This is a genomic window from Brevibacillus sp. MER 51, assembly GCF_023714195.1.
In the GTDB taxonomy this organism is placed as follows: Bacteria; Bacillota; Bacilli; order Brevibacillales; family Brevibacillaceae; genus Brevibacillus.
In genome coordinates this window covers 49,365-63,248 of sequence record NZ_JAMAUS010000005.1, presented here as the reverse complement: position 1 = coordinate 63,248, position 13,884 = coordinate 49,365, and the positions used below count along the sequence as shown (strand labels likewise).

The 13,884-nt window shown below is 37.8% G+C and carries 11 protein-coding genes and 2 pseudogenes; 7 read left to right on the top strand and 6 right to left on the bottom strand.

Annotation, left to right across the window (positions count from 1 at the left end):
• The first annotated feature begins 306 nt into the window (after positions 1 to 306).
• The 4 genes and pseudogenes from M3630_RS12375 to M3630_RS12360 all read left to right on the top strand — a co-directional run.
• Positions 307 to 2,154: an Ig-like domain-containing protein gene (locus tag M3630_RS12375; RefSeq protein WP_251252311.1), complete on the top strand. Its 1,848-nt coding sequence runs from the start codon at positions 307 to 309 to the stop codon at positions 2,152 to 2,154.
• Between the two features lie 97 nt (positions 2,155 to 2,251).
• The gene (locus M3630_RS12370) at positions 2,252 to 3,028 is read left to right on the top strand and encodes a nucleotidyltransferase domain-containing protein (RefSeq protein ID WP_251252310.1); all 777 of its coding nucleotides are present in this window, start codon (positions 2,252 to 2,254) and stop codon (positions 3,026 to 3,028) included.
• Positions 3,029 to 3,071: 43 nt separating this feature from the next.
• On the top strand, positions 3,072 to 3,626 hold the full coding sequence (locus M3630_RS12365) for an NADAR family protein (RefSeq protein WP_251252309.1): 555 nt from the start codon (positions 3,072 to 3,074) through the stop codon (positions 3,624 to 3,626).
• Positions 3,623 to 3,724, top strand: a pseudogene (locus M3630_RS12360) (protein tyrosine phosphatase); the annotation flags it as partial. The gene M3630_RS12365 and the pseudogene M3630_RS12360, both read left to right, overlap by 4 nt.
• Here M3630_RS12360 and M3630_RS12355 read toward each other — a convergent pair.
• From M3630_RS12355 to M3630_RS12340, 4 genes and pseudogenes are all read right to left on the bottom strand, one after another.
• Positions 3,724 to 4,452, bottom strand: coding sequence for a hypothetical protein (locus M3630_RS12355; RefSeq protein ID WP_251252308.1), 729 nt, complete (start codon positions 4,450 to 4,452; stop codon positions 3,724 to 3,726). The pseudogene M3630_RS12360 and the gene M3630_RS12355 sit on opposite strands and share 1 nt — an antisense overlap.
• 443 nt (positions 4,453 to 4,895) lie before the next feature.
• Positions 4,896 to 5,324 (bottom strand): annotated as a pseudogene (locus M3630_RS12350) (magnesium chelatase subunit ChlI family protein); the annotation flags it as partial.
• Positions 5,282 to 6,976, bottom strand: a complete 1,695-nt coding sequence (locus M3630_RS12345) for a recombinase family protein (RefSeq protein WP_251252307.1) — start codon at positions 6,974 to 6,976, stop codon at positions 5,282 to 5,284. The gene M3630_RS12345 and the pseudogene M3630_RS12350, both read right to left, overlap by 43 nt.
• A 37-nt stretch (positions 6,977 to 7,013) precedes the next feature.
• A complete protein-coding gene (locus M3630_RS12340) occupies positions 7,014 to 7,505 on the bottom strand; it encodes an ImmA/IrrE family metallo-endopeptidase (protein WP_251252306.1) in 492 nt (163 codons plus the stop codon).
• A 260-nt stretch (positions 7,506 to 7,765) separates the two neighbouring features.
• Between M3630_RS12340 and M3630_RS12335 the strand changes: the two genes are divergently transcribed.
• Entirely contained in the window at positions 7,766 to 10,957 is a 3,192-nt protein-coding gene (locus M3630_RS12335) for an NACHT domain-containing protein (RefSeq protein ID WP_251252305.1), read from the top strand.
• A 281-nt stretch (positions 10,958 to 11,238) separates the two neighbouring features.
• On the opposite strand, the gene M3630_RS12330 is transcribed toward M3630_RS12335, so the two are convergent.
• Together M3630_RS12330 and M3630_RS12325 are read right to left on the bottom strand one after the other, a co-directional pair.
• Positions 11,239 to 12,834: a hypothetical protein gene (locus tag M3630_RS12330; protein WP_251252304.1), complete on the bottom strand. Its 1,596-nt coding sequence runs from the start codon at positions 12,832 to 12,834 to the stop codon at positions 11,239 to 11,241.
• 69 nt (positions 12,835 to 12,903) lie between these two features.
• Positions 12,904 to 13,287 (bottom strand): XRE family transcriptional regulator, encoded by a 384-nt coding sequence (locus M3630_RS12325; protein ID WP_251252303.1) that lies wholly within the window; start codon positions 13,285 to 13,287, stop codon positions 12,904 to 12,906.
• A gap of 157 nt (positions 13,288 to 13,444) precedes the next feature.
• Here M3630_RS12325 and M3630_RS12320 point away from each other — a divergent pair, with 157 nt between their 5' ends.
• Both M3630_RS12320 and M3630_RS12315 read left to right on the top strand, forming a co-directional pair.
• The gene (locus M3630_RS12320) at positions 13,445 to 13,687 is read left to right on the top strand and encodes a hypothetical protein (RefSeq protein WP_251252302.1); all 243 of its coding nucleotides are present in this window, start codon (positions 13,445 to 13,447) and stop codon (positions 13,685 to 13,687) included.
• A gap of 13 nt (positions 13,688 to 13,700) precedes the next feature.
• Positions 13,701 to 13,859 (top strand): hypothetical protein, encoded by a 159-nt coding sequence (locus M3630_RS12315; protein WP_251252301.1) that lies wholly within the window; start codon positions 13,701 to 13,703, stop codon positions 13,857 to 13,859.
• Positions 13,860 to 13,884: the final 25 nt, after the last annotated feature.

Below are 13,884 nucleotides of genomic sequence, written 5' to 3'. Positions count from 1 at the left end.
GATACGTCTACAGCATCAGTCGCAGAGCCAGCGTACTATGTACTGTACTCGACGCGATGAAACTCCTCCAAGCATCAATATCCGCTTTCCGGCTCAAAAGCTGGGAAGTATTTTTTTTTGATGAAACTTTGATTGATTCGCACGGACAAACCCATCACTAGTATCACTGTTGCTTTTGAATCCCGGGATACCAACAATTATTTAAAAGAAAAACAAATGTTTTTCAAAAAAATATCCAATTTGGTGTGACATTTTTCCATCTCATTCGTCAATAGAAGTATAGGAAATAATTTGGAGGTAAAAAACATGAAAAAGATTAAGAACAGTTTAATGAAAAACGTCTCCTTAGCGGTAGCAACTATTTGTACTGTTCAGTTTTCAGTTACCGGCATTGCTTCTGCTCAAGTCACGACACCACAACCTATTGAAGCTTATAGTATGGTAGCAAGCACTACAGGCCTGAAAGCAAACGTAGGCTCAGTGAATGTTACGATTGGGGATACAGAAACCATTCGCCTTACTTATAATGGCAGCCCTATCGATAACGCATTGGTTGATTGGGAAATTGGCAGCTCCAGCATCGCTTCTGTCAGCAATGGGGTTGTTTACGGTAAGAAAGTAGGAACGACTGTTGTTACTGCTAGATACAACGGTTATCGTGCTACCGTTAGAGTGACAGTTGACAGAGCACAGACTCTCGAAGCTACGAAAACAGAGGTTTCTGTTAAAAAAGGTAAAAAAACAAACGTTAGTTTGAAATTTGCGGGCAGCAGTCTCCCTGGATCAAGAGCAACTTGGAAAACCGCAGATAAATATGTCGCAACTGTTGATGATGGTGAAATTAAAGGTGTAGGCGAAGGAAGCACAGTCATTACTGCGAGCTACAAAGACCAAGAGGTAGAAATCCGCGTTGATGTTGAAGGCGGCGGAAATTCAGACGGTAAGCTGGAAGCAGATGTTACCCAGCTGAAAATGGAAAAAGGCGATAAAGAAACAATTAAGTTGACGTATGACGACGATAAACTTTCTGGTTCAAAAGCAACCTGGAAAACTTCGAAGTCCTCTGTAGCAACTGTAAATGACGATGGTGTCGTTACTGCAAAAGGCAAAGGTACAGCAACGATCACTGCAAAATACAAAGGCTACGAAGTAGAAGTTGATGTTTATGTAGATACTGACAGTTCCGGTAAATTAGAAGCTGATGATACTAGCATCTCTTTGAAAAAAGGGGACAAAGAAACCGTTAAGCTGAAATACGATGGTGATACACTCAGCGGTTCGAAAGCAACTTGGAGAACATCTAGATCTTCTGTTGCTACTGTAGACGATGGTGTGATTACAGCAAAAGGAACCGGCACGGCTACCATTACAGCTGAATACAGAGGTCATAAAGTTGAAATTGAAGTAAAAGTAGATATGTCTGGCAGACTTGAAGCAGAAGAAACAAAGATCTCTATGAAAAAGGGACAGCAAGATTTTGTACTGCTCAAATTCGATAATGAAAGAATTTCTTTATCCAGTGCAACTTGGAGAACATCCAATTCTTCTGTAGCAACTGTAAATAGCAGTGGTGTGATTACAGCCCAAGGCAAGGGGACCGCTACTATTACAGCAGAATACAAAGGGTATAAGGTAGAAATTGATGTAAAAGTAGATACTTCTTCTTCTTCAGACATGCTGGAAGCAAGCGATACGAGCATTACCTTGAAAAAAGGCGGAAAAGAAACGATTCGCCTGAAATACGATGGAAGTTCAATCAGCGGTTCAAAAGCATCATGGAAAACCTCTAAATCTTCCGTAGCAACGGTTAGCAGCAGTGGTACAATTACTGCAAAAGCTAAAGGTACAGCAACCATTACAGCTACGTATAAAGGCGAAAAAGTAGAAATTGAAGTAAAAGTAGACAGCAAAAGCTCAGGCAAGCTGGAAGCAGATGACACAAGCATTACCATTAAAAAGGGTGACTCCGAAAAAATCAAGCTCACCTATGATGGCGATGACATCAGCAGCTCTAAAGCTAAATGGAAGTCCTCCAAGTCGTCTGTAGCATCAGTATCCAGCAGTGGTTCGGTAAAAGGTAAAAAGAAAGGTAAGGCCACTATTACTGCTGAATACAAAGGCTATGAAGTGGAAATCGAAGTAACGGTAAAATAATAGTTGACAAGAAACTCGCTGAATCGTTATTGGTTCAGCGAGTTTTTTTCCCAGAGAAAGGGTAACTTGTTATTTGTTGTAGGAGGAGGAATGAATCTTGAGAGAGATCATCTTGGAAAAGTTAAAAGAAATCGAGCAAGCGCATGAGTTGAAAATATTGTTCGCTGTTGAATCGGGAAGCCGGGCATGGGGATTTCCGTCCAAAGATAGCGATTATGATGTACGTTTTGTCTATGTGAAGAAGCCGGAATGGTATTTGTCCATTGACGCCAAACGGGATGTTGTGGAAGTACCGATCAACGACCTATTAGATATAAACGGCTGGGATATTCGAAAAGCACTCAAGCTATTTCGAAAATCGAATCCGCCCCTACAAGAATGGCTTGTATCAGACATTGTTTATCTCGATACACTTGGCTTTCGCAATGAGCTGGTAAGGTTGCAAGGGGAAGTATTCTCGCCAAAGGCTTCCTTGCATCATTACCTCAGTATGGCCAAAGGGAATTTTCGGGACTATCTGCAAGGTGAGCAAGTCAAAATCAAAAAATACTTTTATGTGTTACGCCCGATCCTCGCATGCATCTGGATCGAAACGTATCATACGAATCCTCCCATTGGATTTGATCAGTTAGTTGGAGAGTTAGTAACAGATTCTATACTAAAAAGTAAAATTTCTGAGCTGCTCCAAAGAAAAATGGCTGGGGATGAGTTGAATTTGGAGCCAAGAATCGAAGAGCTTCACCGTTTTATTGAGGAACAAATAGGGCGTCTGACTGCACTGGCGAGCCAATATACAAATGATTTGGAGGACCCAACTGACAAGCTGGATGAGATATTTCGGAATTATTTACAGAAGGCGTGGATTATCAGTTAGTCATGATGGAAACGTTACGATATATAGGGAGGCACAAATTTTCATGCAGGATCATATCCGAAAACATATACAGCAACCTCTCGAAATTCATTTTGACCAGCCAGACAAACCTTACGGCTGCTTCTCCAATTTCTCCGGTCATCCAATAGAGTTGGAAGGGGAAATATGGACAACCTTGGAACACTATCTGCAAGCAAAAAAAGTTTTAGGGACTGCCCTAGAAAAAGAGATCATGCGCAAGGCATTACAAGCAAAAGTGGAACAGTATCCTGTCATTCGTGAAATTCTGCTCTCTACCGGGGATGCAGCCTTAATCGATCGTTCGAGTAACGATCCAAACTTACTCGGAAAATTGTGGATGGAAGTACGTGAAAGCTTAGATGGGTATCAACCGCATTTCTATTTGCCGCCATGGATTGAGTTTCCAGAAGAGCATCCATATAGTTTGTTTTGGCGGATGGGATTTGGTGAGGACTATGTCATGCATTATTGGCCATGGCTAGAGGAAATGAGTGTGGATGCCAGGAATGAGTATGACGCTTATTTTCCGGTACCAGAGGAATGGCAGTTTGAAGATTTCGATGAGGAGGAAGAATGAAGCTATTGTTTATTTGTAGCAGAAATAAATGGAGGAGCTTGACGGCAGAAAAGATTTTTCACGGGATCAATGAATATGAAGTTAGATCAGCAGGTACTTAACCGGTACCTAATGAAGCCATTAATGCAATAGTTTTATCTTTCTGTGGTATTAGTTTCATATAAGCTGGTGATACTGCGATTGCATTCACCAATGCCGATGAACCTAGTTCAGAGATTATAGCCCCTGTGACAGCCTCTGTAAAAGATTGCGAAATCGATTTATTACTCTCAAACTTGGTATCACCTTTAGAGAGATTAGCTGCGGCATCGTAATAAACATCTGCAGTTGACGTACCTACTGCAACGATTTTCCCCGCTGTTCCTGGAAGAGTTGAATCACAAATAATGCTGCTTAACATTTTTTCAGCTGCATTATTTGTAAGTGTTGAAAGCGAAGCACTAACTGAGGCTTCACTACTTGCCTCACCCCATGTCTTTTCCGTTTTAGTAGGAATTGGTGGACCATGCATTGCTCCCGTGTTATTTGATGTTTGGGTACTACTAGTTTTCGGTGGAATCGGTGGACCATGCATTACTCCTGTGTTATTTGATGTTTGAGCTTGTTTAGGCACCGTAGCTGCTAAATTTCTTGCCGCTTCGCTAATGTCAACTCTATCTACACTAGCTTTTTGCATGGATGATTTCGATAAGTTTGTATTGCTTTGTTGAGCGCGACTAGAAGTCGATTTTTTTGCTTCTGCTTGGGCTTTTGCCTCTAAAGCTTGACGGCGTTCTAATCTTGCATCTCTTCTGTCTTCATTACGTTCGCTTCGAGATAACCCCATAAATACTCCTCCAAATACTTACAATTTAGCTTCAATTTATTACTATCAACCTTATATCTTGATAGAGTTTAATGTTTCGACATTTTTCCACTTTTTTGACAATACGTTTCCTAGTATTACTATTTCATTTGACATTTACTCACTCGCACGATTCGACAAAACATGTAAAATGGTATTTCAAATTACGAAAACTATGTGAAAGATATACTATTTTCGTGAATTTTTCATCTTATTTTTTTAGTAAAGAGACCAGATATGCTATCGTTACTCAAGCAGAGATAATAGTTGAATACCCGTCTCTTTAAAAGAGACGGGTTAGTTAAATTCTAAGGCTAGAAAATATAAAGGGATTTTCTTTAACTATTTTGTCAATTAGAGAGTCTTTTACTGTAGCGTCCACGCCTAGATGAACATTGTGTTCAACATTCATAATTTATTTAGCATCAAAAAAGTAATCCACGATCCAATGCTCGGTAACGAATCGCTTCAGCTACATGTGCTACCTCTACGTTGGAAGCTCCATCTAAATCAGCGATAGTTCTTGCTACTTTGACTATCCTGTCGTAAGCTCGGGCACTTAAACCGAGAGTCTCGAAAGCCAACTGCAGCATCTCCTGTCCTTCCTTATCTAGTTGGGCAAATTGGCGCAGCTCTTCACCATTCATCACACTATTAAAAGGGCATCCCGGACGATAGTGGTATCTTTCACATTGGACAGCCCTCGCTTGTTCTACTCGCTGCTGAATGTCTTTTGAGGACTCCTCTGCTGTTCTGTTGTGAAGAAGTTGAACGGGTACTCTCGGCACCTCGATGTGCAGATCGATGCGGTCTAGCAAGGGACCTGAGAGCTTTGAGCGGTATTTGTAGATTTGCTGGGGGGAGCATGAGCAGGTTTGCTTCTCTCGAGTACCGAAGAATCCACAAGGACATCCGTGTAGATAATATCCTTGGAAAAACAATACTGAACGGTGACAGAAGCACGAGGGCGTTTTGATCCTTCACTAGGGGTTGTATGCACCTGAATGCGTTGTACCAGAGCCTTCACAATTTCACGTCTCGTTTCAAATGATGGATTGTCATCTAGTTTGTTTCGTAGTGATGTGAGTAATTGAAAAGCATTCATTACCTTAGTAGAGTAATCGCGGTCAACTTGTAGCGAGGTCCGTATTTCTTTTATCCGTTGCTCGAGGATCTCTTTCTCTTGATTAATTTTTTGGATCTGTTTCTCTAAATCGGTAAAAGTAATGATGCTTTTACGGAAGAGGTCCAGGATACTCTGTCGTTCTACATCTTTATCATCAATGCTCTTTTGAATAAGTGTTATTTCTGATTCCAAATCGACCTTCTCAGTCAGCTTTAATTCTCTAGCTGCAGCAATCTCCTGAAGGGCTTCCCCTGGCTGATTAATAAAGGCCAAGCAATCTCTCCACACAAGGTCCTCGATCCAATCTTGCGGCAGATTTTTTGATGTACATTTCCCTTGCAGTGGTCCCTTATATGCTTGTTTACCGGTACAAACATAGAAACCTTTCAATGCTCGTTTACTCCCTGGATAATGAATCCCCACATACGTTAATCCGCAGCACTGGCATTTTAGTAGGCTTCGAAGTAAATACTGATTCTTGGTGTTACGCATAGCTTCTATTTGATTACTTCGAAGGACTTTTTGTGCTTTTTCCCACGTGTCTACATCAACGATGGCTGGAACTTCACGTTCAATTACTTCTCGCTTTCGTGTACTCCGTTTTCCGTAGAAATGTACTCCCTTGTAAGAAGTATTCGTAATAATCCCACGTACTCTTGAGGGGCGCCAGATACCCGCAGTATTCTCTTTTCGCTTCCCTCGAGTAATTTTCCGATCATCCTTTGCGTATGCCGTAGGGACACCTAATGCATTTAAATAGTCAGAGACTTTTATGCATGAGTTACCTTGGTTAGCAACCATATGGAAGATTAGCCTTACAACTCCTGCCTCAGTCATGTCTGAGTGGGGAAGTAGGTCTTCACAAATCTCCAGATAGCCTTCACTGCCTACGCGGTATCCATAGGGGACAATACCTCCAAGCCATTTACCAGCCCGTGCAGCGCGGTTTGCACCGTACCACAGACGTTCTATGATGGTCTCACGCTCTAAGTCAGCCACCCCTGCTAAAATGGTTAAAAGGAAACGGCCTGACGGATCTCCGGTATCAAATGGCTCCGTCATAGAACGAATTTTAACACTGTCACTTTCTAGATCGTGAACGGAATTCAGGATGATTCTGGCTGATCGTCCCAGGCGGTCTAAGCGGTAGATAAGAAGGAGATCAATTTCTTTGTTCTTAGCATCTTGTAACAGTTCACGACCGGCTGGACGTGCTTCTAATGGAACGGTTCCAGTTACACCATCATCCTTGTACCACTTAACAATTTCTAACTGATGGAGATCCGCATACTTACGAGCAAATTCAAGTTGGTTTTCGATCGTACCACGTTCTGCTTGATCGTCTGAACTAACACGTGCATAAATTCCTAACCGCAACATGGTTCCCTCCTATACTGAGATTTGTCCTTTTGATTTGTTACGAGATGAATCGGATTGGGTTGCATGACAATTTTGATTTTATTCTCAGCAACCTATCTGAACATAGTTCGGGTGTAACTTTAAACTGCTCTGATAGGATATCAAGTATTTCAGGCTGCTTGTAATCATAGTTCTTCAGCATATGTAGTGGTAATGCAGCATATCTTGTGAAATTCCTTGCATCCCATTCCTGTAACTCACGGAAGGCAGCAGGCATCATTAGCTGGCGTCCGGAATGACGGAGGATATGACAAAGCTCATGATAAAAATGCTCCCTTTGCACAAGTGAAGGGAGTCGTTTGTCTATCGTTATACTTTTGAAGCGGCCGAATTCATATGCCATTGATGGGATCTCTTTGTAAAAGAGATGGATGCCTAATGATCTAGCTATACGCTGTTCATCTAGTTCTTCAGGTGTGTATATTCCTAGCTGTTTATAAAATTGACTTATCCAAATTTCGAGTGGGGTAGGAGAGTAGGACGATTTCATCAGATCACCTCTAGCAGGAACGTTTGTTCTGTAAATGATTTTACCATCCCTACTTTTTTCCTACTAGTGACAATTTGATGTATTGATTGCGGCTTAATTAGTATGTTTTGTCGTTTTATGTCGGATAAGCTCGATAGAAAAATGTAGGTAATTGGGACTATTTGCCGAATCTTTATGTAGGAATAATTCAATAGTGGAGAAGAAAGTCATAAATCAAATCAAGTATTTAATATTCATCTTGAGTCATTGGAGGAAAAAGAATGTCGAAACTAACGAAAACAAAGCAATGGATAGAGAATGTTAAAGAGACAATACCTTTAATTTCAAAACTTACAGTAGACAATATTAAGGATAATTTTGAAAAAAACGGTCAAGAAATATTAGGAAATGCAAACGGAACAATAGGCATTGTCATTAAATTATTTGGTCAGAAGTTAATAGATAAATATTTTGAAAATCTGAGTGAGAATAAATTACAAAATTTTGGCTTGGGAATTTATTTTAAAGCTGCATGTGAGCAAGGGACAAAATCATTATTGGAACTTGACGAAATATATATTGATCATGATTCCCAAAAAAGGCTAATTAAACGTTTTGAAGAAGTATTTGAAGAAAAGAAGGCAAATATTGCAGATTCAGAAATAACCTTGGATTTTAATGCACAAAGACATCCAGCATGTACTTTAATTAAAAGCATCTGCATTAAACTACTAGAAGAATACACACCTGACCATACAAATTATGAGGACTTAAAGAATAAATTTATTCGTAGTTATAATGAAAATATTGAGGAAGAGGTAAAAAAACATTTTGGAGACGATTATCAAAAACATCAAGAAGAAATAAATGAAAAATGGATAAAAAATCAAGAAGGAAAATTGTTGAACCACATGGTTGAGTTAAATAAAATCGGATTCTTAAAAGGAGAAGATTTTACTTATCAGAAAACTTACGGGTCTTGGAAAATCGTAGATAAATATCGTTACGAGGAAACAGGGAATTATAAAAAAGATATAGAAAAAATTAATGAAATTGAAGAATCTTTAGTGCCACTAGAGGAAATGATTTCAGAGTACTTTGGAACGGATGATACTATTGAAAAGATCATGTTTATCATAGCTGATTTTGGAAAAGGAAAGTCTGTATTTCTCAAAAGGTATGCTTCTACTTTAGCTAAAAAACATATGCAAACGTGTGAAACACCAATTCCAGTTTATTTTAATCTAAGAGAATTTGACGAGTTTGATCAAGGGAGTACATACGGAGTCATTAGTGACTATCTGGCAAAAAAGTTTGGGTTAAACGTTGAAGATGAAGACTTCAAGCAGAAAGAATATGTTTTTTTAATTGATTCCTTAGATGAATGTGGAAATCTATCAGAAGATCGGATCGACAAAGTTTTAAGATCAGTAAAAAAAATACAAAATATTGACGAAAAGAAATGTCGCAAGAATAGAATAATTATATCTTCTAGACCGATTGAGCACGGACTAGAAAAACATTTAAACATGTATCATCCATACATGAAGAAAAATCAAGAGAATAGACCAATCAATTATTTTGCTTCAGTATATGGTTTTAAAATTGACCAATTTAATAATTGGATTAGAGAAGCACTAAAAGCTAAAACGCCAATCAATATAGAGATTTTCCAAGGAATCAGTAGAGACATTATTACTAATGTCATGAAAGAAGACGATTTTAATATATATAAATTACTCTTTGATAAACAAGTTATTACTTATGATGAACTTAAAAGACCGATATTTGCATATATGATCTATAAGTTAATCATGAGTAATACTGACCTATCTACTGCGAATAAAATAGGAGTTTATTTATCCTTTGTGAATGTCTTAACGAAAGAAGCCAAATATATTAACTCAGTTCATAAAATAAATTTAATGGATGAGTATAGATTTAGAAACATTTTACATTCCACTGCAGCTCTTTGGATGTTTGAAACACATAAAGGTGGAAATGGTTTCTTAAAGAAACATGATATTAGCAATACTATAGAGGGGGCTATTTTAGATATAAAAGATGAGTATAAAATGGAGAAATATAAAGAGGTAGAAGATATTGAGTTTATATCTCAATCCTATTTCGGCCAAGAGGGAGACACTTTTTATTTCCAGCATCAGTCTTTCGCTGAGATGTTACTAGCAGAATACTACTTGAAAATATTTATCCGTTATGCTTTAGATGAGTCAATTAGCGAAGAGATAGCTCGAAAGAAATTGATATTAGGAAATCCAAGTGAACAGACAATAGATTTTTTGGGGGGCTTATTAAAATTATTAAAAGAATGTGCTGTAAAAGAAGCTGATGATGATGTGAAAAAGAAGCGAAAATTACTGTTTCCTATGATTGCTTCTATGGCAATACCTGAATATAGTAAAGAACTCTATACTCCGTATATTAATCTCGTTTGGCTAAAAAGCGTGAAGTTTGAGCCGAATTCAACTGAACCACCAAGTCAACTCTTAGAAAATTGGATTATTAATGAAGAAGAAGTTGAAAAGATAATAAATTTGTGTAGGAAAATTCTAGATTCAAATGCAACTTATTTATTAACAAATGCCGTTACTAAGTATAGTTCATTATTTAAAGATGAAGTTTTGCAATTATCTGAGCCAGTAGAATCTATCGTACCAGAGATCGATAAATGGCTAGCTCTACTTGTTGGAAATACCCTCTGCAATGAACAAAAAATTAAAAAGTACTTTAACAAGGATCTTAAAAAACCAGAGGTATTATTTGATATGTTAAAAAGGTGGAATGCGTATAACGGACAGGGTACTCCGAGTTGGGGTAGACAATTATTTCAGGGAATAAAAATGAGGAAAGTAGAAATAGATACAGATATAGATACAGAAGGAAGTATATTTCTTAGTCTTTTAAAGTTACGATTTCTGGAGATGGAAAAAATCGGGTTGAATGGTATAGATTTTTCAGACTCTGAGTTATATAAAATTAGTTTTACTGATTGTGATATGTCTGACACTAATTTTACTAATACTATTTTGAATGTAACTATGTTTATGAATTGCAGTTTATACGATTCGAATTTCACTTCTGCACGCATTGAACGAGTTGCATTTTTCGATTGTGTTATTAGAAGAGCTAATTTCAATGCAAGAACATTAAAAAATGTAGTATTAGAGTTATGCCAAATAGAATATGCTATCTTTTTACCTAAAGAATTAAGTAATGAGATGGAGGGTAGAAGTGGAACTCCATTCCCACATATTGGTTACAAATCATACATTTATCACGATATAGATTCTAGTAGCAAAAGCATTATAAATAATATAATGTATACGATTAGTCCATTTTTAAGTTATGTAAAAAAAGAACGAGGAATTAGTAATAATGTGATATTGAGCTGGTTCATATTCGAAAATGCAGAGGATAAGCAAGTATTCAAAAAGTGGCTAAAATCAGTATAAAGTAATGCCATCACTTTTGTTGTTGTCACCTGTTCCCACACACCAAAACAAGAGTAATAATAATATTACAGGAGACCTGTTTTTATGACGGGTCTCCTTGTCATTTCTGTTGCTCCGCAATATACCTCAAGTACCTTACATGCTTCAAAGACTACTCATAAATCTTCCCCATGTACAATATAGTAGCGAGTGACTTCCACTCGGGTTGATCTGGCAGATACGCCATATCTATTGTATCTTCCATCTAGGATTTCATTGCCTCCAGAAAGCCGTCTTTTGGATTATTCTAAGGCAGTATAACTCCATGCGTATAGGATATTACCTTCTTGTACTTTGTCCAATTGATTCCATACAAAATCAGGTAAACCACCGTTTTTTATGAAAGGACCGCCTGCGGAATTGTATTCTGCATACAACAAGAAATTCTTATTGGAAGGTAATACACTCTTATTTCTTAGTCTAATATTGCCTAAGTATACATTCAAAAACACTACGTCAGCCGGCATATCTCCATGCTTGACCTTAATCTGTGGGGTAGGAGGGGTATACAACTTTTTTATTTGTCTAATAGCATCATTTACAACTCGGGTTAGTTCCTTCTTCTGTATTTTACTCTCAACAAATAATTGCCCTTTTAATCTTTTTAACTCAGGAGTACTGCAATCACTTAAATTAGCTAATCTCCAGTTTGTCCCTTTAATTGTGGGATATCTAAAATTTTTAATATAGTCTAAATCTAGTTCTTCTTCGTTTGGATTCCCAAAAGTTATGTCTCCTCGTTCAAGAGTGATTTGATATAAATCTACAATATCAATTGTTTGATTGGCAGTAGAGTCAAGATCGGATGATTTATACCGTGCCCAACCGGTCAACATCCGATCATTAGATATTGAAATAAAGTATGAGTCATACCCTGGATAAATTGTTCTTGCTATCGAAGCTGCTTCAATCGAAAAATGTACTAGTTCCAACCGTTGATTAAAACTTGTATAGAAATTGATATTTAACTGTTGTCCATTTGGTGATTCCGATATTAAACGGCACGTGCTGCCTGGTAAAGAGAGTAACATTTTAACAAGACCGTTTTTAATAAATGGATCATTTTGCATTATTCGTTCAATTAAAGAAGTGATTTCAGGATGGATCGAGAAGAATCTAATAAAAGCTACAATCATTCCACTAACAGTGTCATATAGATCCTCTATGATCTGATCAAAATCGAAATAACTCAGTTCTTTTGTTTCCTGCTTACGATTTTTAAAGAAGTAAAACTGTGCCTTATTATCAGTTAAAAAAATTCCCCCATGATTTATAGCATTTCGAATATCAACATCCACAAATGCACATAATTCTGAAAATCCGTTACTTACAAGCATCTCATATAAACCATTTAACTTTGTCTGCGATTTTAAGTCTTTATCAACAGTCAAATCAAGCAAATCACGCAATGCCTTATAAAGGTTTGTTAGGCAGCCCTCAATTAATCCATTATAAGTGGGAATTCGATACATTCTTGTTTTAATTTCTGGGCTATCACTTAGAGGTGATAGATCTTCTATTATCTTTGTAATGTCTTTATAACATGTAAATGAGATTAAAAAATGCGTCAGAACAGATTTTAGAACCTGTTCCATATCTACGCTTTTATAATATATGTTTTGGAGTCCATCGAACGTTCGTGTAGCCACTTTTTCATTCCACAAAGAATACGGCTCAGTACAGAGGAAATCATAATATGATGGTAAGAACATAAGGGGAATGTCAACTAGAGAAGAATCAATTTTAATTTTTGCTAAATCAAGTAGATCTTTTAAATCTACGTATGCTTCTAATCTGCGAATATAACGTGAACGCATGTACATGTAATATTCTTGCATCAAAGGATCACCTTTCATTGAGTATTTATTAGATGACAACGAGACACGCTTAGTCTGCGTGTCTCGTTGTCATTTCTGTTGCTCCGCTAAATACCTTAAGTACCTCACATGCTCCAAAGCCTTTTTTTTATCTTCCTCGCTTAGCTTATCTAGTTCGTAGAAGAATAAGCTTTCATATTCGGAAAGAGGTTTGTCCTTTTTGTCAGTTAGGGAGGATGCCCCATCTTCAATATAACCAGCGGCTATCATCAAGGTTTCAGGAGCAATGTCGTTATGGGCTTTTTCAGCTAGCTTCTTAATAATCAACGCGCTTGGTGGATTCTCTATAAGACATCGTAACAAGCGAGAAATGTAACCAGGGTCAACTCCAGAATCCATGCCAAATTTGTTAATGGATCTTGTACCTTTAGCCAAGTTTAGAAGCCTTGCAAATTCAGCTTTATCGAATTCCATGACTTTCCCTCCAATACAATATAATTTTACTTCTTAAATTGCCTATAGACAATGGAGACAGCAAAAAACCGTTGTTTGAAGGCAATAAAATCACTTGACCATTGTCTGTGGACATGGTATTTTTGTATTGCAAGCAGACAATGGGGAGGTGAGAAAAATGCGAGTAAACATCCAGGCCATAGAAAAACTTGCCGAGGTTCGGGGGTGGAGCACACCTGTTCTAGCGGAGAAGGTAGGAGTCGAGTATTCATACCTATTTCGGATCTTGAATGGTAAGAAAAATGGTGGAGCGAAACTGTTTGTAGGACTGTTTAAGCTTTGTAAGCAAGAAAATTTAAAAGTGGAAGATTATATTTTTTTAAATGAATCATTGTCTACAGACAATATCGAAACAGCCTGAAAGGAGGCCAACAATGATCAAACCACCTAAAGGGATCGAATTCCATCGTGAGTTCGCACCTGATATGAAACGTATGGTCCGCGCATTGGAGGTTTTGCTCAAGTCAAAGCCAGCAGAACCAAAAGACGTTACTCCTACAGATCAACCAGAGAAGAAAGAGGAAACAGCCTAAAGGAGTACTGGACGACCCTCACACA

What these genes read in the sequence shown, in the direction of transcription:
- M3630_RS12375 (WP_251252311.1), top strand. Translation starts at nt 307, where the DNA reads ATGAAAAAGATTAAGAACAGTTTAATGAAAAACGTCTCCTTAGCGGTA.
- M3630_RS12365 (WP_251252309.1), top strand. Translation starts at nt 3,072, where the DNA reads ATGCAGGATCATATCCGAAAACATATACAGCAACCTCTCGAAATTCAT.
- M3630_RS12355 (WP_251252308.1), bottom strand. Translation starts at nt 4,452, where the DNA reads ATGGGGTTATCTCGAAGCGAACGTAATGAAGACAGAAGAGATGCAAGA.
- M3630_RS12345 (WP_251252307.1), bottom strand. Translation starts at nt 6,976, where the DNA reads ATGTTGCGGTTAGGAATTTATGCACGTGTTAGTTCAGACGATCAAGCA.
- M3630_RS12340 (WP_251252306.1), bottom strand. Translation starts at nt 7,505, where the DNA reads ATGAAATCGTCCTACTCTCCTACCCCACTCGAAATTTGGATAAGTCAA.
- M3630_RS12335 (WP_251252305.1), top strand. Translation starts at nt 7,766, where the DNA reads ATGTCGAAACTAACGAAAACAAAGCAATGGATAGAGAATGTTAAAGAG.
- M3630_RS12330 (WP_251252304.1), bottom strand. Translation starts at nt 12,834, where the DNA reads ATGCAAGAATATTACATGTACATGCGTTCACGTTATATTCGCAGATTA.
- M3630_RS12325 (WP_251252303.1), bottom strand. Translation starts at nt 13,287, where the DNA reads ATGGAATTCGATAAAGCTGAATTTGCAAGGCTTCTAAACTTGGCTAAA.
- M3630_RS12320 (WP_251252302.1), top strand. Translation starts at nt 13,445, where the DNA reads ATGCGAGTAAACATCCAGGCCATAGAAAAACTTGCCGAGGTTCGGGGG.
- M3630_RS12315 (WP_251252301.1), top strand. Translation starts at nt 13,701, where the DNA reads ATGATCAAACCACCTAAAGGGATCGAATTCCATCGTGAGTTCGCACCT.